Origin of the sequence: Nocardioides sp. Root682, assembly GCF_001427795.1 — a bacterium.
Taxonomy (GTDB): Bacteria; Actinomycetota; Actinomycetes; order Propionibacteriales; family Nocardioidaceae; genus Nocardioides.
Genome location: NZ_LMHJ01000003.1, coordinates 1,132,507 through 1,152,506 on the forward strand (window position 1 = coordinate 1,132,507; position 20,000 = coordinate 1,152,506).

22 protein-coding genes are annotated in these 20,000 nt (G+C 70.3%); 14 read left to right on the forward strand and 8 right to left on the reverse strand.

All coding sequences use genetic code 11. The features are described from left to right. The first annotated feature begins 6 nt into the window (after positions 1–6). The 6 genes from ASD84_RS20700 (at position 7) to ASD84_RS20725 (ending at position 6,271) form a co-directional block, all read left to right on the forward strand. The gene (locus ASD84_RS20700) at positions 7–1,836 is read left to right on the forward strand and encodes an AMP-dependent synthetase/ligase (RefSeq protein WP_056714639.1); all 1,830 of its coding nucleotides are present in this window, start codon (positions 7–9) and stop codon (positions 1,834–1,836) included. A 44-nt stretch (positions 1,837–1,880) separates the two neighbouring features. After that, complete coding sequence (locus ASD84_RS20705; protein ID WP_056714643.1) at positions 1,881–2,705, forward strand: hypothetical protein; 825 nt, start codon at positions 1,881–1,883, stop codon at positions 2,703–2,705. A 33-nt stretch (positions 2,706–2,738) separates the two neighbouring features. Further along, positions 2,739–3,956, forward strand: a complete 1,218-nt coding sequence (gene hemW / locus ASD84_RS20710) for a radical SAM family heme chaperone HemW (protein ID WP_056714647.1) — start codon at positions 2,739–2,741, stop codon at positions 3,954–3,956. 79 nt (positions 3,957–4,035) lie between these two features. After that, positions 4,036–4,461 (forward strand): adenylyltransferase/cytidyltransferase family protein, encoded by a 426-nt coding sequence (locus ASD84_RS20715; RefSeq protein ID WP_056714649.1) that lies wholly within the window; start codon positions 4,036–4,038, stop codon positions 4,459–4,461. Continuing rightward, on the forward strand, positions 4,458–6,020 hold the full coding sequence (locus tag ASD84_RS20720; protein ID WP_056714652.1) for a methyltransferase domain-containing protein: 1,563 nt from the start codon (positions 4,458–4,460) through the stop codon (positions 6,018–6,020). Before ASD84_RS20715 ends, ASD84_RS20720 begins: the two co-directional genes overlap by 4 nt. Next, positions 6,017–6,271, forward strand: coding sequence for a DUF6752 domain-containing protein (locus tag ASD84_RS20725; RefSeq protein WP_235531211.1), 255 nt, complete (start codon positions 6,017–6,019; stop codon positions 6,269–6,271). The genes ASD84_RS20720 and ASD84_RS20725 overlap by 4 nt, the downstream gene beginning before the upstream one ends. A 39-nt stretch (positions 6,272–6,310) precedes the next feature. Here the strand turns inward: ASD84_RS20725 and ASD84_RS20730 are convergent, their stop codons facing one another. From ASD84_RS20730 to ASD84_RS20740, 3 genes are read right to left on the reverse strand one after another with little or no spacing between them, the layout of a single operon-like run. After that, a complete protein-coding gene (locus tag ASD84_RS20730; protein ID WP_056715033.1) occupies positions 6,311–7,135 on the reverse strand; it encodes a DUF3097 domain-containing protein in 825 nt (274 codons plus the stop codon). A gap of 44 nt (positions 7,136–7,179) precedes the next feature. Beyond that, positions 7,180–8,028: an MBL fold metallo-hydrolase gene (locus ASD84_RS20735; protein ID WP_056714655.1), complete on the reverse strand. Its 849-nt coding sequence runs from the start codon at positions 8,026–8,028 to the stop codon at positions 7,180–7,182. A gap of 20 nt (positions 8,029–8,048) precedes the next feature. Further along, positions 8,049–8,807, reverse strand: coding sequence for a hypothetical protein (locus ASD84_RS20740; RefSeq protein ID WP_056714658.1), 759 nt, complete (start codon positions 8,805–8,807; stop codon positions 8,049–8,051). Between the two features lie 164 nt (positions 8,808–8,971). On the opposite strand from ASD84_RS20740, the gene hrcA reads away from it, so the two are divergent. From hrcA to ASD84_RS20755, 3 genes are read left to right on the forward strand one after another with little or no spacing between them, the layout of a single operon-like run. Then, positions 8,972–9,997, forward strand: a complete 1,026-nt coding sequence (hrcA, locus tag ASD84_RS20745) for a heat-inducible transcriptional repressor HrcA (RefSeq protein ID WP_056714661.1) — start codon at positions 8,972–8,974, stop codon at positions 9,995–9,997. Between the two features lie 37 nt (positions 9,998–10,034). After that, the gene (gene dnaJ / locus ASD84_RS20750; RefSeq protein WP_056714664.1) at positions 10,035–11,207 is read left to right on the forward strand and encodes a molecular chaperone DnaJ; all 1,173 of its coding nucleotides are present in this window, start codon (positions 10,035–10,037) and stop codon (positions 11,205–11,207) included. After that, positions 11,207–11,950 (forward strand): 16S rRNA (uracil(1498)-N(3))-methyltransferase, encoded by a 744-nt coding sequence (locus ASD84_RS20755; protein ID WP_056714667.1) that lies wholly within the window; start codon positions 11,207–11,209, stop codon positions 11,948–11,950. The genes dnaJ and ASD84_RS20755 overlap by 1 nt, the downstream gene beginning before the upstream one ends. A 6-nt stretch (positions 11,951–11,956) precedes the next feature. Here ASD84_RS20755 and ASD84_RS20760 read toward each other — a convergent pair whose 3' ends face one another. From ASD84_RS20760 to ASD84_RS20775, 4 genes are read right to left on the reverse strand one after another with little or no spacing between them, the layout of a single operon-like run. Continuing rightward, entirely contained in the window at positions 11,957–13,009 is a 1,053-nt protein-coding gene (locus ASD84_RS20760) for a winged helix DNA-binding domain-containing protein (protein WP_056714669.1), read from the reverse strand. Between the two features lie 30 nt (positions 13,010–13,039). After that, complete coding sequence (locus ASD84_RS20765) at positions 13,040–13,966, reverse strand: Gmad2 immunoglobulin-like domain-containing protein (RefSeq protein WP_056714672.1); 927 nt, start codon at positions 13,964–13,966, stop codon at positions 13,040–13,042. Positions 13,967–13,997: 31 nt separating this feature from the next. Further along, positions 13,998–14,909: a hypothetical protein gene (locus ASD84_RS20770; protein WP_056714675.1), complete on the reverse strand. Its 912-nt coding sequence runs from the start codon at positions 14,907–14,909 to the stop codon at positions 13,998–14,000. Then, positions 14,906–15,493: a SigE family RNA polymerase sigma factor gene (locus ASD84_RS20775; protein WP_082574031.1), complete on the reverse strand. Its 588-nt coding sequence runs from the start codon at positions 15,491–15,493 to the stop codon at positions 14,906–14,908. The genes ASD84_RS20770 and ASD84_RS20775 overlap by 4 nt, the downstream gene beginning before the upstream one ends. A gap of 83 nt (positions 15,494–15,576) precedes the next feature. Between ASD84_RS20775 and ASD84_RS20780 the strand changes: the two genes are divergently transcribed. The 4 genes from ASD84_RS20780 (at position 15,577) to ASD84_RS20795 (ending at position 18,836) form a co-directional block, all read left to right on the forward strand. Continuing rightward, a complete protein-coding gene (locus ASD84_RS20780; protein WP_235531210.1) occupies positions 15,577–15,924 on the forward strand; it encodes an HIT domain-containing protein in 348 nt (115 codons plus the stop codon). Between the two features lie 78 nt (positions 15,925–16,002). Further along, on the forward strand, positions 16,003–17,019 hold the full coding sequence (locus ASD84_RS20785) for a PhoH family protein (RefSeq protein WP_056714681.1): 1,017 nt from the start codon (positions 16,003–16,005) through the stop codon (positions 17,017–17,019). Further along, complete coding sequence (ybeY, locus tag ASD84_RS20790) at positions 17,016–17,471, forward strand: rRNA maturation RNase YbeY (protein WP_056714684.1); 456 nt, start codon at positions 17,016–17,018, stop codon at positions 17,469–17,471. Before ASD84_RS20785 ends, ybeY begins: the two co-directional genes overlap by 4 nt. 63 nt (positions 17,472–17,534) lie before the next feature. Next, on the forward strand, positions 17,535–18,836 hold the full coding sequence (locus ASD84_RS20795) for a hemolysin family protein (protein ID WP_056714688.1): 1,302 nt from the start codon (positions 17,535–17,537) through the stop codon (positions 18,834–18,836). Here the strand turns inward: ASD84_RS20795 and ASD84_RS20800 are convergent. Next, positions 18,805–19,464 carry a hypothetical protein gene (locus ASD84_RS20800; protein WP_056714691.1) on the reverse strand — a complete coding sequence of 220 codons (660 nt, stop codon included), beginning with the start codon at positions 19,462–19,464 and terminating at the stop codon, positions 18,805–18,807. The genes ASD84_RS20795 and ASD84_RS20800 overlap by 32 nt on opposite strands. Before the next feature lie 327 nt (positions 19,465–19,791). Between ASD84_RS20800 and ASD84_RS20805 the strand changes: the two genes are divergently transcribed. Next, the coding region (locus ASD84_RS20805; RefSeq protein WP_056714695.1) for a hypothetical protein at positions 19,792–20,000 on the forward strand (209 nt) is incomplete at its 3' end.

A 20,000-nucleotide genomic window follows, 5' to 3' on the forward strand; every position in this document is an offset into this window, starting at 1 on the left:
AGCGACATGCCCGTCAACCACGACACCAGTTTCCTCGAGCACCTTCCCAAGAACTGCGCTGTGCAGTTCCTGGACCGGGTGAAGGCGAGCAGCTCGAGGGAAGCCTTCCGCTTCCCCGTGGGCGACGCGTGGGAGTCCGTGACGTGGGGCGAGGCCGGTGACCGCGTACGACGCCTCGCGGCCGGCCTGCTCGCCCTGGGCCTGGAGCGGGAGCAGCGCGTGGCGATCGCCTCGTCGACGCGGTACGAGTGGATCCTCGCGGACCTCGCCGTGATGTGTGCCGGTGGCGCCACGACCACGGTCTACCCGTCGACCAATGGCGAGGACACCGCCTACATCGTCGGCGACTCCGAGAGCCGCATCATCTTCGCCGAGGACCAGGAGCAGCTCACCAAGCTGCGTGACCACCGGGCCGACCTCCCGGCGCTCGAGAAGGTCGTCTCCTTCGACCCCGCCCTGGCCGACAGCGACTGGGTGATCTCGCTCGACCAGCTGTCCGAGCTCGGTGAGGCCCACCTCGCCGCCAACCCGGACGCGGTCGACACGGTGGCGCAGAGCATCGAGCCCGACCAGCTCGCCACCCTGATCTACACCTCCGGCACCACCGGCAAGCCCAAGGGCGTGCGCACTCTCCACCGTGCCTGGGTCTTCGAGGGCGAAGCCATCAAGGCGCAGCGGATCCTCACCGAGGACGACCTGCAGTTCCTCTGGCTGCCGATGGCGCACTCGTTCGGCAAGGTGCTCCTCTCCACCCAGCTCGCGTGCGGTTTCGCGACCGCCATCGACGGCCGGGTCGACAAGATCGTCGACAACCTCGGCATCGTGAAGCCCACCTTCATGGGTGCTGCGCCCCGCATCTTCGAGAAGGCCCACGCCCGGATCGTCACCATGACCGCGGCCGAGGGCGGCGCCAAGGAGAAGATCTTCAAGATGGCGTTCGAGGTCGGCACCAAGTTCGACGCCCTCAAGCGAGACGGCAAGTCGGTCCCGCTGCTGCTCAAGCTGCAGCACGGCCTGTTCGACAAGCTCGTGTTCAGCAAGGTCCGGGACCGCTTCGGGGGCCGGGTCAAGTTCTTCATCTCCGGCTCGGCCGCCCTCAATGCCGACATCGCCCAGTGGTTCCACGCTGCGGGCATCCTGATCCTCGAGGGCTACGGCATGACCGAGAACGCCGCGGGTGCCACGGTCAACCACCCCGACGGTTACAAGATCGGAACGGTCGGCCAGCCCTTCCCGGGCTCCGAGGTGCGGATCGGCGCCGACGGCGAGGTCCAGCTCAAGGGCCCGCACATCATGGCTGGCTACCACAACCGTCCCGAGGCGACCGCCGAAGCACTCACCGAGGACGGCTGGCTGCGCACCGGCGACAAGGGCGAGCTGGACAGCGACGGCTACCTCAAGATCACCGGCCGCATCAAGGAGCTCTTCAAGACCTCCGGTGGCAAGTACATCGCGCCGCCGGCGATCGAGGCGAAGTTCAAGGCGATCTGCCCCTACGTCAGCCAGTTCATGGTCTTCGGTGCCGAGCGCAACTTCGTCTCCGCGCTGATCACCCTCGACCCCGACTCCATCGCCGGCTGGGCGGCGGAGAACGGCAAGGAGGGCACCTCCTACACCGACCTGGTGCGTGACGAGGCCGTGCTGTCGATGGTGGGCGAGTACGTCGACACCCTCAACGCGCAGCTCAACCGCTGGGAGACGGTGAAGAAGTGGCGCCTGCTCGACCACGACCTCACCATCGAGTCCGGCGAGCTCACCCCGTCGTTGAAGGTGAAGCGCAACGTCGTCGAGGCCAACAACAAGGACCTCATCGCCAGCTTCTACACGGGCTCGTAGGAAGCACACAGCAGCCGCACAGGTCTCCCCGTTTCACTGAGGGCATGAGCCACAGCGACGATATCGAAGACCACGACCTCGGGCTGTCCCACGACCTGCCGCGCATCATGGCGCGTCGTGGGCTGCTCGGCCTCCTCGGCGGGGTCGGCGCGGCCGCCGCGCTGACCGCCTGCGGCTCGGACGCCGGTACGGCGGACAGCGCGGCGAGCACGACCTCGGCAGCCACCGCGGCCTCAACGGACGGCGAGATCCCCGAGGAGACGGCCGGTCCGTATCCGGGGGACGGCAGCAACGGACCCAACGTGCTGACCGAGTCGGGCGTCGTACGCAGCGACATCACGACCAGCTTCGGCTCGGCCTCAGGTGTGGCCGCGGGCGTGCCGATGACGGTGAAGCTCAAGGTCTACGACCTCAACGGCGACTCGATCACGGCCCTCGCCGGTGCTGCGGTCTACCTCTGGCACTGCGACCGGGACGGTCGCTACTCGCTCTACGACGACGAGATCTCGGGCGAGAACTACCTGCGCGGGGTCCAGGAGGCCGATGCCGACGGCAACCTGACCTTCACGACGATCTTCCCGGCCTGCTACTCCGGTCGCTGGCCGCACATGCACTTCGAGGTGTACGAGAGCCTCGATGCGGCCACCAGCGGGACGAGCAAGCTGCGCACCTCCCAGCTGGCGCTGCCCGAGGACGTCTGCAACGACGTCTACGGGAACGCCGACGGCTACGACTCGAGCGTGTCGACCTTCCAGGGGGTCTCCCTCGACTCCGACATGGTCTTCAGTGACGGTCACTCCCTGCAGATGGCCACGGTCACCGGCTCGGTCGACGACGGCTACACCGCCACCCTCAACGTGCCCGTGTAGGTAATCCGTTGATGGCTCGGGGAGACTGGGCGAATGCCGTCCGCGCTCCCCGAGGGGGACCTCGCCCCCACCGACGGAGCGCTTCCCGCTGACGCGCTCGCCGGGTTCGGCACCCGACCGTTCGGTGTCTACGTCCACGTCCCGTTCTGCCGCGTCCGGTGCGGCTATTGCGACTTCAACACCTACACGGCCGAGGAGCTCGGCGGCGGCGTCTCCCGGTCGTCGTACGCCGACCAGGCGGTCGCCGAGATCCGGCTGGCCCGCACGGTGCTCGGTGAGGCCGATGCGCCGGTGGAGACGGTGTTCCTCGGCGGTGGCACGCCGACGCTGCTGGCACCCGAGGACCTCGGCCGGATGCTGGCCGCGATCGACGACGAGTTCGGCCTGGCACCCGGTGCCGAGGTGACCACCGAGGCCAACCCGGACTCGGTCGACGCGGACTCGCTGGCCCGGTTGCGCGAGGCCGGGTTCACCCGGATCTCGTTCGGCATGCAGTCCGCTGTCCCGCACGTGCTCGCGGTGCTCGACCGCACCCACGACCCAGCCCGCGTTCCGGTGGTGGTGGAGGCAGCGCGCGCGGCCGGCTTCGACCAGATCAGCCTCGACCTGATCTACGGGACGCCGGGGGAGTCCGCGGCGGACTGGTCGACGACCCTGGACGCGGCGCTCGCCTGCGTGCCTGACCACGTGTCGGCGTACTCGCTCATCGTCGAGGACGGCACGGCGCTGGCCCGGCGGGTGCGTCGGGGCGAGCTCCCGATGCCGGACGACGACGACCTCGCGGACAAGTACGTCCAGGCCGATGAGCGACTCACCGCCGCCGGTCTCGGCTGGTACGAGGTGTCCAACTGGGCTCGCGATGATGCCGCGCGTTGCCGCCACAACCTCGCGTACTGGCGGGGCACGGACTGGTGGGGGATCGGGCCCGGAGCGCATTCGCACGTGGGCGGTGTCCGGTGGTGGAACGTCAAGCACCCGACCGCCTATGCCGCCCGCCTGGCCGACGGGCTCAGCCCGGCGCACGCCCGCGAGGTCCTCGACGAGGAGACGCGCGCCGTGGAGCGGGTCCTGCTGGAGGTGCGACTGCGCGAGGGCCTGTCGCCGGACGTCCTGGGCGCGCGCACAGGCACGGCGGCAGCGCTGGAAGGGCTCGTCACGGACGGTCTCGTGGAGGATCGATCGGACCGCGTGGTGCTGACGAGGCGGGGCAGATTGCTCGCCGACGCCGTGGTGCGTTCCCTCTTGGGATAGGCAACATTCGCTAGGGTTTCGCTAAAGTTCTGCTCGGGCACCGACGGTCGGGGCCCATCCGAAGGGAAAAGAGGCTCCGGTGGGAAACGTGATCGGCTACGTGCCCGGCGCCTTCGATCTCTTCCACATCGGCCATCTCAACGCCCTGCGCCAGGCGCGCCAGTGGTGCGACGTCCTCGTCGCCGGAGTCGTGGCGGACGAGATCTGCCTGAAGACCAAGGGCGTCGAGCCCACGGTGCCGCTGGCAGAGCGCATCGAGATCGTCGAGGCCATCGGCATCGTCGACGCCGTCTACGCCGAGGAGACGGTCAGCAAGACCGACTCGTGGCGCGACGTCGGCTTCCACCAGATCTTCAAGGGTGACGACTGGAAGGGCACGCCCAAGGGCGACCGCCTCGAGGCGGAGATGGCCCTGCTCGGCGTCGAAGTGACCTACTTCCCCTACACGTTGCAGACCTCGTCGACCGCGCTGCGCAAGGCGATCGCGCACCGCGGGGCCTCATGACCGCGGTCGTTTCGGACGACGGTCTCCTTCTTCCTGCTGACACCCGGCCCCTGCTGGTCGAGATCGACGGCCACTACGTGTGGTCGCTCACGCCCGTTCGCGACGGCGAACCTCGCGACGGTGGCGTCCTGGTCCCGTGGCCGGGCGTGCTGCGTCCCTACCTGAACGGCCGCGGCCGGATCCGGGTCACCGACACCTCCGGTGATGACGTCCTGTACGACGACGAGGTGGGTCTGGGTGACGGTGAGGGCGCCCTCGCTGTGGTCGACCGCGCGGGCAATCGCCTGTCGGTCGACAAGGTCGGCCACCTGGCGCGGTCCTTCGCCGACACCGGCGAGGCCATTCGCGAAGAGATCATGGCCGGCACCAGCCGGGCGATCGAGGACCTGCGCACGTACGCCAAGGTCGACGCCTACCTCAACTACGGCGCCCTGCTCGGGGCGATCCGTGAGGGCCGGATGCTCGCGCACGACTCCGACACCGACCTGTGCTACCTCTCACCGCACTCGTCACCGGCCGACATCATCACCGAGTCCTACCGGATCGGTCGCGCGATGCGTGCGCGTGGCTGGAACCTGCTGCGCATGTCCGGCGGCGACATCAAGTTGCTGTTGCCCCTGTCCGACGGTCGGGTCTGCCACATCGACGTGTTCGTGGCCTTCCACGTCGGCGACACCTTCTTCCAGCTCGGCAACCGCAGCGGGACGTTGCCGCGGGAGAAGATCGTTCCCTTCTCGACCATCGAGCTGCACGGCTACGAGTTCCCTGCGCCGCGCGACACCGACGCGATGCTCTCCTTCCTCTACGGACCGCAGTGGCGCACGCCGGACCCGTCGTTCCGCTACGCCGACCCCGCCGCCGGCGTACGGCGCCTCGACGGCTGGCTGCGCGGCTTCCGCGCCGAGATGGGCGGCTGGACCGAGTTCTTCAGCCACGCCGACGTGCGGAGGGTGCCGAACAGGTCCTCGTCGTTCGCTCGCTGGGCGGAACGCCAGTTCGGAGATTTCCCGGTGATCGATCTCGGTGCCGGGACGGGCCGCGACGCGTTGTGGTTCTCGCGGCGGGGTCACCAGGTCACCGCGCTGGACTTCTCGCGCGGTTCGCTGGGCCTGGTCCGGCGTCGGAACCGCCGCCGCGAGCTCTCGGTCACCGTGGACCAGCTGATCCTCGGTGAGCTCCGCTCGACGCTGATGCACGGCACCCGGCTGTCCCGCGAGCCGCACCACCTGTACGCCCGGCACCTGGTCGGCTGCCTCGACCAGCCGGCGCTCGACCAGCTGTGGCTGCTCGCGCGGATGGCGCTGCGGCCCGGCGGTGGCCGGCTGTTCCTCGAGTTCCCGGCCGCGGTCAAGGGCGTCACCGCCGAGGCAGGCACCGCCCTCGAGCCGCACGGGCTCGTCCGCCGGGTCGACCCGGCAACGATCCGGGCCGCGATCGAGCGTGCCGGAGGTGTCGTCGAGCACCTGGCCGTCGAGCCCGGCGAGGACATGTACGACGTGCCGGACCCGGCCGTGTGCCGGATCCGTGCCCACTGGCCGCAACCCAAGGAGAAGTCATGAGCGAGCGAAAGAACCGCCTGCGCGCCCAGGCCAAGGACAAGCTCCCGGAGCCTGTCGCCAAGCGACTCCGTGACCCCAGCGGGCTGCGCGCCCGCGTCGCCGCCCTGGAGGCAGAGGTCCAGGAGAACCGTCAGCTCAACCGACGGATCGCCGAGCTGACCGACGTCGTGGCCGAGCTGCTGATCCCGCTCGAGGCCCGTGACCAGGCCAAGGTCGACGAGGTCCTCAAGACCTTCCGCGCCGGTCTCTGACCCCGTCTCAGGTCCGGCCTCTGATCCGGGCGCGCCCGATCAGGGGGCCGTCGTGAAGTCGATCAGCTCTTCGACCCGCCCGAGCAGGGCGGGTTCGAGGTCGGCGTACGAGTCCACCTTCGACAAGATGTGCTTCCACGCGCGGGCGATGTCGGCCTGATCGCGGTGCGGCCAGCCGAGGTGCTGGCACACGCCCTTCTTCCATTCGATGGAGCGCGGGATGGTGGGCCATTCCTTGAGACCGATCCGGTCCGGCTTGACCGCCTGCCAGACGTCGATGAACGGGTGTCCGACGATCCGGACGTGCTTGCCGTTGGGGCCGCGCGCGATGGCGTCGGCGATCCGGGACTCCTTGGAGCCGCGGACCAGGTGGTCCACGAGGACACCGACCTTGCGCTGCGGGCCGGGTTTGAACGACACGAGGTGGTCGGCGAGGTCGTCGACGCCGCCGAGGTACTCGACCACCACGCCCTCGATGCGCAGGTCGTCGCCCCAGACCTTCTCGACCAGCTCGGCGTCGTGGCGGCCCTCGACGAAGATCCGGCTGGCGCGCGCGACGCGGGCCTGGGCGTCGTGGACCGCGATCGAGCCGCTTGCGGTGCGGGTCGGCCGCACGGGGCCGGACGCACCGGCTCGCAGGGGAGCGGTGAGGATCACGGGCTTGCCCTCGAGCAGGAAGCCAGGACCGAGCGGGAAGGTACGACGCTTGCCGCGACGGTCCTCGAGAGTGAGGGTGTCGAGGTCACGGTCGACTGCCACGATCTCGCCGCACCAGTCGGTGGTGACTTCCTCGACGACCAGGCCGATGTCGCCCGGAGTCTCCACGGCGCGGCCCCGCTTGGGGACCTTCCAGTCGCCGGCCATCACGTCGGTCCCGTAGCGATCCACGACAGACGAGCCTAGGACGCCTAGGCCATGGGCAGGTGGCGGCGCGCCCGGGGGAGCTGCGCATACCCCCGCAGTACGGCGTGCCTGAGGGCCTCGGGCGGGAACGGCCACTCCGCTGCGGCGATGGCCTCGGCCTCGGGGACGCCGCGACCGGCGAGGTCGCGGATGGTCTCGGCGACGGCGCGCAGGTCGTCGCACTGCTCCTCGACGAAGCGACGCCCCACGATCGCTCCGTGGCCGGGCACGACGACCGATGCGGGAGTCAGCAGGCCGAGGACCAGGTCGAGGGTGCCGGGCCAGTCCATCGGCCAGCAGTCCTCGCCCAGCCCGGGCGGTGCCGACTCCTCCACCAGGTCGCCGGCGAGCAGGACGTCGACGTCGGGGACCCGGACGACGAGGTCGCCGCCCGTGTGACCTCGCCCGGGGTGCACCAGCTCGACCTGCCGGTCCCCGAGGTCGATCACGGCAGCGCTGGAGAAGGTCTGGTCGGCCGGGCGGATGGCGGTCGCGATGACCTCCTCGGCCCGCGGCTCGTAGTCGGCGGCACGGTAGACGCCCTTGATCCGCTCCCCGGCGGGGACGGTGCGCGCGGCAGCCTCCTCGGTCGCGTGGACCGGCAGGTCGCCGTACTCCTGCAGGAAGGTGGCGTTGCCGAAGGTGTGGTCGAAGTGCTCGTGGGTGTTGACCACGGCGACGAGATCACCGCGGTCGAGCTTGCGCAGCTCGCCGATCACCTCGGTCGCCGCGACCGACGACGCATGGGTGTCCACCACGACCAGGCCGCGTTCGCCGCCGATCACGGTCACGTTGAGGTCGAACCAGGGGTGACGCAGGACCCAGACACGGTCGGCGACTTCGGTGAACGGCACTTGGTCAGGCTAGACCGCGCTCAACAGAGGCCCGCGTGCAGTTCGGAGCGGAGCAGCGCGCCGAGGTCGGCGGCGCTGGTGGCGGCGCGGGGGAACCGGAGCTCGGCGTCGTGGGCGCCGTCGATGTCGACCCATCGCAGGACGACTGCGGTGGTCTGGAGGTCGGCGAGGCTGACGCCGACCACGTCGCCGAGACGGGTGTGGGTGCGCGTCGCGATCGCGCGCCGAAGCTCGTCCTGGTGGCACGCGTTGGCGTGCTCGACCGCGCGCTGGAGGAAGCCGCGGTTGAGGTCGTGGGCGCGGGAGCCGAAGGCGGCGAGGGGCACCCGCAGCCGGGTCTCCTCGGGCGCCACGTCGGGAGCGCTCTCGCGGGCGAGGACGGCGAAGTCGAGGTGCAGGCTGACCCGCAGCCGCATGTCGCAGCAGCAGTCGCACTCCTCGACGCCACTGGCCTCGAGCCGGCCCGACAGGGTCAGGGTCGCGTCGCGGTCGGGGGAACCGGGGCGACCCAGTCCGCTGCGGAGGGTGAGCAGTGCACCCCGCCGGTCGTGGGCGGCGAGCGCGAGGGCGGAGTCGGCCGGGCACGCGAACACCGGACGCCCGCTGTGGTCCTGCATCTCGAGGTGGTCCTGGTCGAGCCCCGCGGTGATGTCGTCGATCCCGTCGATCACGAGGCTGACGTCGTCCGGGCAGGCCAGGATGCTGCGGGCCGCGGCGGCGAGGCGGTTGACGTCGGGGATGCCGCCGCGACCTGCGTCGATGCCGGTATCGAGGGACACGGTGGGCTTCTCCTTCGACGACTGAATTAGGTGAGCCTAACCTACATGTCTTGCCGGGTGCGGGGAAGGTCTCGTTCCGTCGGTCCCGGGTTTCGGGGTCGCCACCGGTAGCATTGGCACTCACGCAAGCGGAGTGCCAGACGAGCCAGACGAGGAGGTGGAGCATGCAGGAGGACCGCAGGCTCGCCGTACTGCGCGCCATCGTCGAGGACTACGTCGCGACCGAGGAGCCGGTCGGCTCGAAGGCGCTCGTCGAACGCCACCACCTCAACGTGTCCCCGGCCACGATCCGCAACGACATGGCAGCGCTGGAGGACGAGGGCTACCTCGCCCAGCCCCACACCAGCGCCGGCCGCGTCCCGACCGACAAGGGCTACCGGCTCTTCGTCGACCGGCTCTCGACGGTCAAGCCCACCAGTTCCGCCGAGCGGCGCGCGATCGCGACCTTCCTGGACGGCGCGGTCGACCTCGACGACGTGGTCCACCGCTCGGTGCGCGTGCTGGCCCAGCTGACCCGTCAGGTCGCCGTCGTGCAGTACCCCTCCCTCTCGCACTCGACCGTGCGCCACGTGGAGATCGTCGCGCTGACCCCCACCCGGTTGCTGCTGGTGCTGATCCTCAGCTCGGGGCGGGTCGAGCAGCGCCTGATCGAGCTCGAGGGCGACCTGGCCGAGGCTGACCTCGCCGCGCTGCGGTCGCGCGTCAACCTGGCCGCGACGGGCGAGGTCATCGCCGAGGCCGCGGCCGCCCTCAATGGTCTGGTCGTCGCCGAACCGGGATCCCCCGCTCCGTCGGCGGTGACGGTCGCGGTCGTGGAGACCCTCGTCGACGCAATGAGCGACCACCGGTCCGACGAGCGGGTCGTCGTCGGTGGCACGGCCAACCTCGCCCGCTTCGGTGACAACTTCGACACCTCGGTCCGTCCCCTGCTCGAGGCGCTGGAGGAGCAGGTCGTCCTGCTCAAGCTCCTCGGCGAGGCCACTGCTGGTGGCGCGGTGACGGTCCGGATCGGTGCCGAAGGCCCCTACCAGGAACTGGCCGCGACCAGTGTCGTCGCGACGGGCTACGGCCCCGACGACGCTCTCGCGTCCCTCGGCATCGTGGGCCCGACCCGCATGGACTACCCCGGAACGATGGCGGCAGTGCGGGCAGTCGCGCGCTACATGTCGCGCATCCTCGACGAGAACTGATGGCGCTCCCCGGCGCCTCAGGAATGATGGAGAAGAAGTGAGCACGGACCTCTACGAACTGCTGGGTGTCGCCCGCGACGCGGACGCCGACACCCTCAAGAAGGCCTACCGCCGCCTGGCCCGGCAGCTCCACCCGGACGTGAACCCCGACCCGGAGAGCCAGGAGCAGTTCAAGCTGGTCACCGCGGCCTACGAGGTCCTGTCCGACCCGCAGAAGCGCGCGACGTACGACCGCGGCGGCGACCCCTTCAGCGGCGGCTTCGGCGGCGGCCAGGGCGCCGGCTTCTCCTTCACCGACATCATGGACGCCTTCTTCGGCGGCCAGGGCGGAGGCGGTGGCGGCGGTGGTCGTGGCCCGCGCCCCCGCGTGCGCCGCGGTCAGGACGCCCTCATCCGGATCGAGGTCGAGCTCGCCGAGGCCGCCTTCGGCATCTCGCGTGAGCTCAAGGTCGACACTGCCATCCGTTGTACGACGTGCAACGGCGTCGGTGCCGCTGCGGGCTCCCAGCCGGTGCCCTGCGAGACCTGTCGCGGCGCCGGCGAGGTCGCGCACGTGCAGCGGTCGTTCCTCGGTGAGATCCGGACCCTGCGCCCCTGCGCTGCGTGTCGTGGATTCGGCTCCGTCATCGCCGACCCCTGCCGCGACTGTGCGGGCGACGGGCGCGTCCGGTCGCGGCGCAGCCTGACCGTGAAGATCCCCGCGGGCGTCGACACCGGGACCCGCGTCCAGCTCACCGAGCAGGGCGAGGTCGGCCCGGGCGGCGGTCCGGCCGGTGACCTCTACGTCGAGATCCACGTCGCGCCCCACGCGACCTTCGAGCGCAATGGCAACGACCTGCACTGCACCGTGTCGGTCCCGATGACCGCTGCCGCACTCGGCAGCACCATCTCGCTCCCGACCCTCGAGGCCGATCTGGACCAGGTCGAGGACTCGGGTGTCGAGACCAGCTTCGACCTGCCGATCCCGGCCGGCACCCAGTCCGGCCACCAGGTGCTGTTGCGCGGCCGTGGAGTGCCTGGCCTGCGCGGCGGCCGGGGCGACCTCGTCGTGTCCATCGCCGTCGAGACCCCCGGGCGTCTCGACGCTCGCCAGGAGGAGCTGCTGCGCGAGCTGGCCGCCCTCCGGGGCGAGGAGCAGCCGACCGGTGAGGTGCGGCCCGCGCACAAGTCGATGTTCGGCCGACTCCGCGACGCTTTCACTGCGCACTGATGACCCTCCCGCAGCACCTCGTCGCCTCGCTGGCCGGTGTCGCGGTCGGTGACACCGTGACGGTCGAGGGCGACGAAGCCCACCACGCGGTCGTCGTACGACGGCTGCGGGTGGGGGAGCCGCTCCAGCTGTCCGACGGGGTCGGCCGGGTCGTGACCGGTGACGTCAGCGCGACCGCGAAGCGGGAGTTCGCCGTCCTGGTGCGCGAGGTCGTGGAGCTGCCCGAGCCGTCGCCCCGGTTCACGGTGGTGCAGGCGTTGCCCAAGGGCGACCGTGGCGAGCTCGCCGTCGAGGTGCTGACCGAGATCGGTGTCGCCCGGATCGTGCCGTGGGCCGCTGCGCGCAGTGTTGCCGTCTGGAAGGGCGATCGGGCCACGAAGTCGCATGCCAAGTGGCAGTCGACAGCGCGTGAGGCGGCGAAGCAGGCGCGCCGGGCGTGGCATCCCGAGGTGGATCCGCTGGCCTCGACCGACGACGTGGCGGCGCTGCTCGCCGGCGTCGACGTCGCTGTCGTCCTGCACGAGGAAGCCACCGAGCCGCTGGCCGCGCTGGCCCTGCCGCACGGTGGCGACATCCTCGTCGTGGTCGGACCCGAAGGTGGGCTCACCGACGACGAGGTCGCCCGCTTCGTCAACGCGGGTGCGGTGGCCGTCGGCCTCGGCGCCGAGGTGCTCCGGACCTCGACCGCGGGCGTCGCAGCGGTCTCGGCGCTGCTGGCCCGCACCCCTCGCTGGGGCGCCTGACCCGCATCAGCGCGCCAGCAACGCCTCGGTCCGGGCGATCTCCTCGTCCAGACCAGCCTGCTCGGCCTTCGTCAGCGGCCGCAGCACCTCGCCCACCACGACCCGGTCGTCCTCGATGCGCCACAGGCCCTCGAGCCAGCCGTCGACGTACAGCGACATCATCTGGGCTCCGTTGACGCCGAACCAGGCGTTGCGGCGTTCGGGCGCGGTCACCCGGTCGCGGGACGCGTGCGAGAGCCACACGTTGTCGTAGGTGCCGAGCAACCGGACCGGTGCAGGCGTGTCCTCGTCGGCGATCGGTGCCTCCGCCACGTCGTAGAGGGTGCGGCCGTCCTCGTCCTCGTGCTGCACGAGATCGGCCATGCCCTTGACGATCGGACCGAGGCGGGTGATCCCCGACCAGGTCGTGATGTCGGCGGCGGTCGCTGGGCCGAAGGCCCGCAGGTAGCGGCGGACCAGGTCCGGCACGTCGGGTTCACCGAGCGGCGCATCGAGCCACCGGTCCAGGAAGTCGTAGGCCACCGCAGTCGACCCGGTCGGCTTCCAGCATCCGCGTGGCGGCAGCTGCGCCAGTACCTCGGCGACCCGGGCGACCTGGCCGAGCTGGCCCGAGGTGAACTCCGGGAAGCGCTCGGCGAGACCGGCCCCGAGGGCGCGCTGGGGGAGTGGACCGTCCGCGAGCACCTCCCGCACGGCCGCGGCGAACGCCGCGCGGTCCACCGTCCGCGCCGAACCGATCGTCTGGCTCTGCTTCATCTCGCGCTCTCGGACCGGCGCTGCCCACACCGGCAGCCGCAGCGCGTCGCCCGGGACGTGGAGGTGCACGGTGTCGCGCAGGCTGAGTACCCGCACCAGGCTGCGGTCCTCGATCGCTCCGCTGACCGCGCGCGGGTCGACGTCGGTCAGCCGCGCCGCCAACGAGAGGTACGGCGGCAGGGACTCCTGCGCCTGCAGTCCGATGAGGTGCTCGACCATCGCTGCCGGGGTCTGGTCGACGCGCTCGAGCAGGTGCTGGCGAAGCAACAGGGTGCGGTTGAGGCGCTGCCGGCTGAACTTCACGCGTGGGTCGTCCTCACTCGATCGCCCGCCCTACTCGACCGTCAGGCGCTTCGTGTCCTCGGTCGGACCAGGACCCTCGCCGTCCGACGGGTCGTCCGTGCGGGCGATGAACGTGTAGGAACCGGGGTCCAGGCTGCTCACGTCGACCTTCGTCGTCCACGGGTAGAGCTTGTCCGTCCAGCCGTCAGCGGTGGTGAAGCCCTCGAGGACCACCGTGCCGGTGGAGTCCTCGATCGTCCACCCCACCGTGGCCTCGAAGGAGCTGGCGCGGCCGTTGGCGGTGAAGGAGTCCGGCACGGTGGTGCCTTCGGCGGGCTCGGTGACGTTCATGAACGCCAGCACGTCCAGCTGCGGCGCCGCCTTCAGGCCACCCGTTGCCCGGACTCCGAGCAGGGTGTCGGCCGGCTTGCCGTCGTACTCGACCGTCACCGGGAGGCGCTTCCCGATGGTGCCCTGGAGCGTGTAGACGAGCTGCTGGACGGCGAGCTCGGCCAGGTCGGCGTCAAGCGATCCCGCCTCGAGCCAGGTCTCGTCGGGCACCTCGACCACGATCGCCGTACTGGTCTGGGTGATCGACGTGAAGCGGCCGCTGGGCCAGGGCGTGCGGTAGTCGGGGTCGACCGGGTCGCCCTCGGTGACCGCGGCGCCCGCAGCGACCAGGGGCTCGACGCCGGAGGACTGGGTGAACTCGCGGTAGAGCCGGTCGCCGTCGGGGGTGTCGCCGACGTAGTAGACCGGGATCACCTTCGGGTCCGCGGTGCCACTCGATCCGCTGGTGGCGCCGGTGCCCGGGTCGGTCGCTGTCGCGTCCGAGGTCGGGGTGCTCGGACTGGTGGACGCGTTGGCGTCGTCCGCGTCGGAGGGTGCGTCGTCGCCGCAGGCGGCGAGCAGGCCCAGGCTCAGCACCGCGCCCGCCAGGGCGGCGAGGGTACGGCGGGGGGAAGCGGGATGGGTCATGACGACGATCCTTCCGTGAGCGGTGCGTGGGTCAGCGGACCGTGACGGTCCGCGTGTCGGTCGCGGTGCCGTTGTCGGTCGCGGCGCTGACGGTCAGGACGTACCTGCCAGGGGCGAGGTCGGCGATGTCCGTGGTCGTCTCCCAGGCCGTGCCGGTGACGGGGGCAAGGCCCGAGAGGGCGACCTCTCCGTCCGCGGCCGCAAGTGACCAGGACACGTTGTCGAAGTTGTCCTTCGCAGACCGTGCCGTGCCGCGAAGGGTGAGGTCGCCACTGACCGAGTGCCCTTCGACCGGGTCGGAGATGTTGACCGGGGTGAGCAACGCGGTGTCGCGCTGCACGTCGTCGCGGATCGTCCGCCCGCCCGCCGCGAAGGAGACGGGGAGGGTCTCGCCGACCGCCGCCTGCGCGGTGAAGACGGCCTGCTGCAGGCCGTCCACGCTGGTCACAGCCGGGTCGTTCGAGGCCTCGTCGCTGATGGTCAGCTGGATCCCGTCATCGCTGAGGGCGACGTCGAGGAAGGCGCCCGCGGGCCACACCGTGTTGTAGTCGGGGTCGGTCGCGCCGGCATCGGACTCCAGCAGTCGCACTGCTTCCAGCGCGAGCGCGGCCGCGCCGTCGGCTCCGTCGACCGACTGGAACTCGCGGAACAGCCGGTCGCCGCTGGGCGTCTCGCCGAGGAAGTACGCCGCGACGGCGCGCGTGGTGTCGTCCGGGTCCGATGCGGGCGGGTTGTCGTCGGGGCCGAGCTGCCCGACCAGGGCGCCCGCTCCAACGACGGCCGCGGTCGCCGTACCCGCGGCAAGGACGAGGGCCCAGCGGTTCGGCTTGCGGGACGCTGACTTCGCGGTGGCGCGGCGGATCTCGCCGAGCCGATCACCCGGTACGACGTCGGAGACGGCGTCCTCGAACAGGCTCCGGAGGTCCCTGTCGTCGTGGTTCATCGCTCGCCTCCCTCCAGGTCACGGGACTCCAGCAGCGGGCGCAGCCCGGCGGCACCGCGGGACGCGTGGCTCTTCACCGCGCCCTTGCTGATGCCGAGGGCCTCGGCGATCTCCGCCTCGGACAGGTCGAGGTAGTAGCGCAGCGCGAGCACTTCACGCTGACGGCGGGGCAGGTGCTGGAGGGCGTCGAGCACGGCTCGTCGCCTGCTGTCGGCCAGCACGGGCTCGTCCGCTGGGGGAGCCGTGTCGGTGCCGTGCTGCCGCGCCAGGTGGCGTTGTACGACGCCCCGGTGCCTCAGCGCTGAGCGCGACCTGTTCACGACCGTCTGCCGCAGGTAGGCCAGCGCCTTGTCGGGGTCCTCGAGCCGGGACCACCTGCGGTGCAGCTCGATGAACGCGTCCTGCACGACCTCCTCGGCCTGGCCGCGGTCGCGCACCAGCAGCACGGAGAGGCGGACGAGGCGGTCCCAGTGGTCGACGTACAGGCGTTCGACCGCGGTGTCGGCGTCGAGGTTCACCGCGCGCTCCACGACGACGCCCGCACCGGGGGTCGCGAAGGGCGAGGCGCCGAACACCGCATGCATCGTCACGTTAGTTCCACGCGCGAGGTCCTCGACGGGTTGACACGAGATCGTGACCACAATCCTGGGCGTCTATGTTGGACGTCGTGAGCGCCGATCCCGACTGCCTGTTCTGCAAGATCATCGCGGGTGCGATCCCAGCGGAGATCGTCCACGACGGCGAGCGCACGTTCGCCTTCCGCGACATCAACCCGCAGGCCCCCCTGCACGTCCTGGTCGTCCCGCGCGACCACGCCCCCAATGCCGCTGCCTCGGCCGAGGCGGACGCTGCGATGTTCGCGGAGATCGCCACCACGGCGCGTGCCGTCGCCGCCGCCGAGGGGTACGACGACTATCGCCTCGTGTTCAACACCGGAGCCGGCGTGGGCCAGACCGTGTTCCACACGCACGGTCACCTGCTCGCGGGCCGGTCGATGGGCTGGCCTCCCGGCTGAGTCGCGTTGGCCGGCGTCGGACTGCACCCGGCAAACCGGGTGGGCCGCACGCAGCCGCTCCCGTAGCATGGACGGGTCATGACAGATTCCCCTTCCGAAGCGTCCGCCTCGCCCATCCGGCACACCGTCGTGGTGCCGAACAGCATCGACATGGTCACCCTCTTCGGGCCGGGTGACGAGCACCTCGGGCTGATCGAGAAGCGGCTCGGCGTCGAGGTCCACGTCCGTGGCAACCGGATCACGCTCGCCGGTGAGACCAAGGACGTGACGCTCGCCGACAGGGTCATCGGCGAGCTCGTCGCGATCCTCCGCACCGGCCAGGGCATCACGCTCGAGGTCGTCGAGCGGGTCGAGTCGATGCTGCGCGCCGAGACCGCGACGTCGGAGCGCCCCGCCGACGTACTTTCCCTCAACATCCTGAGCAATCGGGGCCGCTCGATCCGCCCCAAGACGCTCAACCAGAAGCGCTACGTCGAGACCATCGACCAGCACACGATCACCTTCGGCATCGGTCCGGCCGGTACGGGCAAGACCTACCTCGCCATGGCCAAGGCCGTGCAGGCGCTGCAGGCCAAGCAGGTCAACCGGATCATCCTGACCCGCCCGGCGGTCGAGGCCGGCGAGCGGCTCGGCTACCTCCCCGGCACGCTGAGCGAGAAGATCGACCCGTACCTGCGTCCGCTCTACGACGCGCTGCACGACATGCTCGACCCCGACTCGATCCCGAAGCTGCTCGCCGCCGGCACCATCGAGGTGGCGCCGCTGGCCTACATGCGCGGCCGCTCGCTCAACGACTCCTTCATCATCCTCGACGAGGCGCAGAACACCACGCCCGAGCAGATGAAGATGTTCCTGACCCGCCTCGGCTTCGGCTCGAAGATCGTCGTCACCGGTGACGTCACGCAGGTGGACCTGCCGTCCGGCACGACCTCGGGCCTGAGGATCATCGAGGGCATCCTCGACGGCGTCGAGGACCTCGCTTTCGTCAAGCTCACCAGCCACGACGTGGTCCGCCACAAGCTCGTGGCGCGGATCGTCGCGGCCTACGAGGAGTACGACATCACCAGCCAGCAGAAGGGCCACTTCTCCAAGTGAGCATCGAGATCCTCGACGAGTCCGGTTCCGGGCTCGACGTCAAGCACTTCTCCAGGCTGGCCCGGTTCGTGATGGACCAGATGCGGGTCCACCCGCTCGCGGAGCTCTGCATCAAGGCGGTCGACGAGGCCACCATCGCCGAGCTCAACGAGAAGTGGATGGAGAAGGAGGGGCCGACGGACGTGCTCGCCTTCCCGATGGACGAGCTGCGCCCCGGACGGGTCAACGAGGAGCCCGAGGAGGGCATGCTCGGCGACCTCGTGCTGTGCCCGAGCATCGCGGAGCGCCAGGGCGAGACGGCCGGCCACGGCACGCTCGCCGAGCTCGAGCTGCTCACCACGCACGGCATCCTGCACCTGCTCGGTTACGACCACGCCGAGCCGGAGGAGCACAAGGAGATGTTCGGACTCCAGGACCAGTTGCTCGCGCAGTGGCGCCAGGTCGGTGGTTGAGGTGCGAGCGCAGCGAGCCGGATCGGTGGTTGAGGTGCGAGCGCAGCGAGCCTCGAAACCCCAATGATTGCCGGCAGTCTCTGGCCGCTCCTCGTGGCGGCGGTCCTGGTGGTGCTGGCGGGCCTGTTCGCCGCGGCGGATGCGGCCCTTGCGGGATTCTCGCGAGCCCGTGCCCACGAATTGCTGCAGGACGGTCGCAGCGGTGCGCGGCGCCTGGTCGCCGTACTCGATGACGCGCCGCGGCACCTCAACACGGCGCTGCTGCTGCAGCTGCTCTGCGAGATCGCGGCAGTCGTGGTCGTCACGCTGTACATCGATGCACGACTGGACGCCTCCTGGTGGGCGCGCGCCGGCCTCGCGCTCGGCGTGATGCTGGTCGTCACCTTCGTCGTGATCGGTGTCGCCCCGCGGACCGTCGGGCGGCAGCACTCCGAGACGGTCGCGGTCTGGTCGGCGTACCCGCTGTCCGCGTTGACCACCGTGCTCGGACCGCTGCCGAAGCTGCTGATCCTGGTCGGCAACGCGATCACCCCGGGCCGGGGCTTTCGTGAGGGCCCGTTCTCCACGGAGACCGAGCTGCGCGAGATGGTCGACATCGCCGAGGCCTCCGAGCTGATCGAGGCCGAGGAACGACGGATGATCCACTCCGTCTTCGAGTTCGGCGACACCACCGTGCGTGAGGTCATGGTGCCCCGCGGCGACGTGGTCTACATCGAGACCCACAAGAACCTGCGCCAGACGATGTCGCTGTTCCTGCGCACCGGCTACTCCCGGGTGCCCGTCATCGGCGAGAACCTCGACGACGTCCGCGGCATCGCCTATCTCAAGGACGTCGTCCGTCGCGACTTCGAGGCCCCCGACGTCGAGCTCACCCAGCGGGTGGAGGAGATCATGCGCCCCGCGCACTGGGTCCCCGAGTCCAAGCCCGTCGATGACCTGCTGCGTGAGATGCAGGCTCGCCACCAGCACGTCGCCGTCGTCGTCGACGAGTACGGCGGCACGGCCGGCCTGATCACCATCGAGGACCTGCTCGAGGAGATCGTCGGTGAGATCACCGACGAGTACGACGAGGCGGAGGTCGAGGTCGAGCACCTCACCGGGTCCGGGGACGGCGTCGTACGCGTGTCCTCGCGCTACCCGGTCGACGACCTCGACGAGATCTTCGGCTTCCACATCGAGGAGGAGGACATCGACTCGGTCGGTGGCCTGCTCGCCAAGCACCTGGGCAAGGTGCCGATCCCCGGCTCCATCGTCGAGGCCCACGGCCTGCGGTTCGAGGCCGAGGAGCCGTCGGGTCGTCGCAAGAAGATCGGCACCGTCCTGATCTCTCGCGTCAGTACGTCGTCCGAGCCGCCAGACTCCTGAGGAACTGCTCGAGCTCGGCACCGTGGTCGGCGTACTCACCGCTGCCGCACAGGGCGAGCGCCCGGAGCGCGAAGTCGCCGGAGCGGTAGCCGTAGGACTGGCCCTCGAGGCCGCTGGTGCCGGTGAAGTGGACGCCGGCGAACTCGCTCTGGACCTGCAGGTCCTCGCTGTTCACCTGGTTCGCGAACAGCTGTTGGGTGGCCGGTTCGAGGTCCGCGGTCGCGCCCGTCTGCTTGACGCTGATCCCGACGTAGTCCTTCGCGACGTCCTCTGACGTCGGGGTCGGGCCGGTCCCCAGACCAGCGGGCTGGTTCACCGTGACGATGCACCGCGAGTCGCCGACCTGCCACTGCCGCGTGCCCGTCTCGGCCTTCAGCTCCCGCCAGTCCGCGGGCGCACTCGGGATGATCCACGTCAGCTCCTTCGGCGGTGCGCCGGTGACGATCTTCGCCTGGAGCTCCTCCTCCGACAAGCCACCCTCGTCGGTGTCGGTGGAGTCCGTGGTCCGGGTGGGGTCGCTGGACGACTCCGTCTTCGGGTCGGTGCCCTCGGAGTCGCCGTCGTCCTCACAGGCAGTGAAGGTGAAGAGCAGGCTGGCAGCAAGGACCCCGAGAAGTGAGCGATTCATGGGGAGTCACTGCCCATGCGCGGTCGGCGCAAACGGACCCGGGCCGAGACGCCCGCGCCGCTCAAACTCGTCGAGTAGCGAGAGTCCGCCCCAGCCAGGTTCGTCGAGTAGCGGGGAGCGCCAGGCCGCCCATGTTCGTCGAGTAGCGGGGAGCGCCAGCGAGCCGCGTATCGAGACGCCCACCGCTGGTCGAGCAGGTTGCGCAGCAACCGTCTCGAGACCACCCACCGTCCATCAACTCTCCACAGGCAGTCGAGGGACTTTCCCCCGTCCACAGGCGGGTTTCCAGGCCGTGGTTGTGTCACCACCTCATGATCCAATACAGGTATGGGCCAGGGGAACAGCGAACTGACCGGACGGCACGAGAGCCGCCCGGCCGGCACGTTGCTGTCCCGGCTCAGCGATCGCCTGAAGGCACGCGAGGAGTCACTGGTCGAGGATTGGACCGACCTGGTGACCTGGGCCAACCAGCACACCGTCACCACCCCAGAGCAAGCCGCGACCATCATCGACGGTGTCATCGACACCGGCGTCCC

Coding starts and splice junctions, on each gene's coding strand:
- ASD84_RS20700 (WP_056714639.1), top strand. CDS start 7: ATGCCCGTCAACCACGACACCAGTTTCCTCGAGCACCTTCCCAAGAAC.
- ASD84_RS20705 (WP_056714643.1), top strand. CDS start 1,881: ATGAGCCACAGCGACGATATCGAAGACCACGACCTCGGGCTGTCCCAC.
- hemW (WP_056714647.1), top strand. CDS start 2,739: ATGCCGTCCGCGCTCCCCGAGGGGGACCTCGCCCCCACCGACGGAGCG.
- ASD84_RS20720 (WP_056714652.1), top strand. CDS start 4,458: ATGACCGCGGTCGTTTCGGACGACGGTCTCCTTCTTCCTGCTGACACC.
- ASD84_RS20725 (WP_235531211.1), top strand. CDS start 6,017: ATGAGCGAGCGAAAGAACCGCCTGCGCGCCCAGGCCAAGGACAAGCTC.
- ASD84_RS20730 (WP_056715033.1), bottom strand. CDS start 7,135: ATGGCCGGCGACTGGAAGGTCCCCAAGCGGGGCCGCGCCGTGGAGACT.
- hrcA (WP_056714661.1), top strand. CDS start 8,972: ATGCAGGAGGACCGCAGGCTCGCCGTACTGCGCGCCATCGTCGAGGAC.
- ASD84_RS20755 (WP_056714667.1), top strand. CDS start 11,207: ATGACCCTCCCGCAGCACCTCGTCGCCTCGCTGGCCGGTGTCGCGGTC.
- ASD84_RS20765 (WP_056714672.1), bottom strand. CDS start 13,966: ATGACCCATCCCGCTTCCCCCCGCCGTACCCTCGCCGCCCTGGCGGGC.
- ASD84_RS20770 (WP_056714675.1), bottom strand. CDS start 14,909: ATGAACCACGACGACAGGGACCTCCGGAGCCTGTTCGAGGACGCCGTC.
- ASD84_RS20775 (WP_082574031.1), bottom strand. CDS start 15,493: ATGCATGCGGTGTTCGGCGCCTCGCCCTTCGCGACCCCCGGTGCGGGC.
- ASD84_RS20785 (WP_056714681.1), top strand. CDS start 16,003: ATGACAGATTCCCCTTCCGAAGCGTCCGCCTCGCCCATCCGGCACACC.
- ASD84_RS20795 (WP_056714688.1), top strand. CDS start 17,535: ATGATTGCCGGCAGTCTCTGGCCGCTCCTCGTGGCGGCGGTCCTGGTG.
- ASD84_RS20800 (WP_056714691.1), bottom strand. CDS start 19,464: ATGAATCGCTCACTTCTCGGGGTCCTTGCTGCCAGCCTGCTCTTCACC.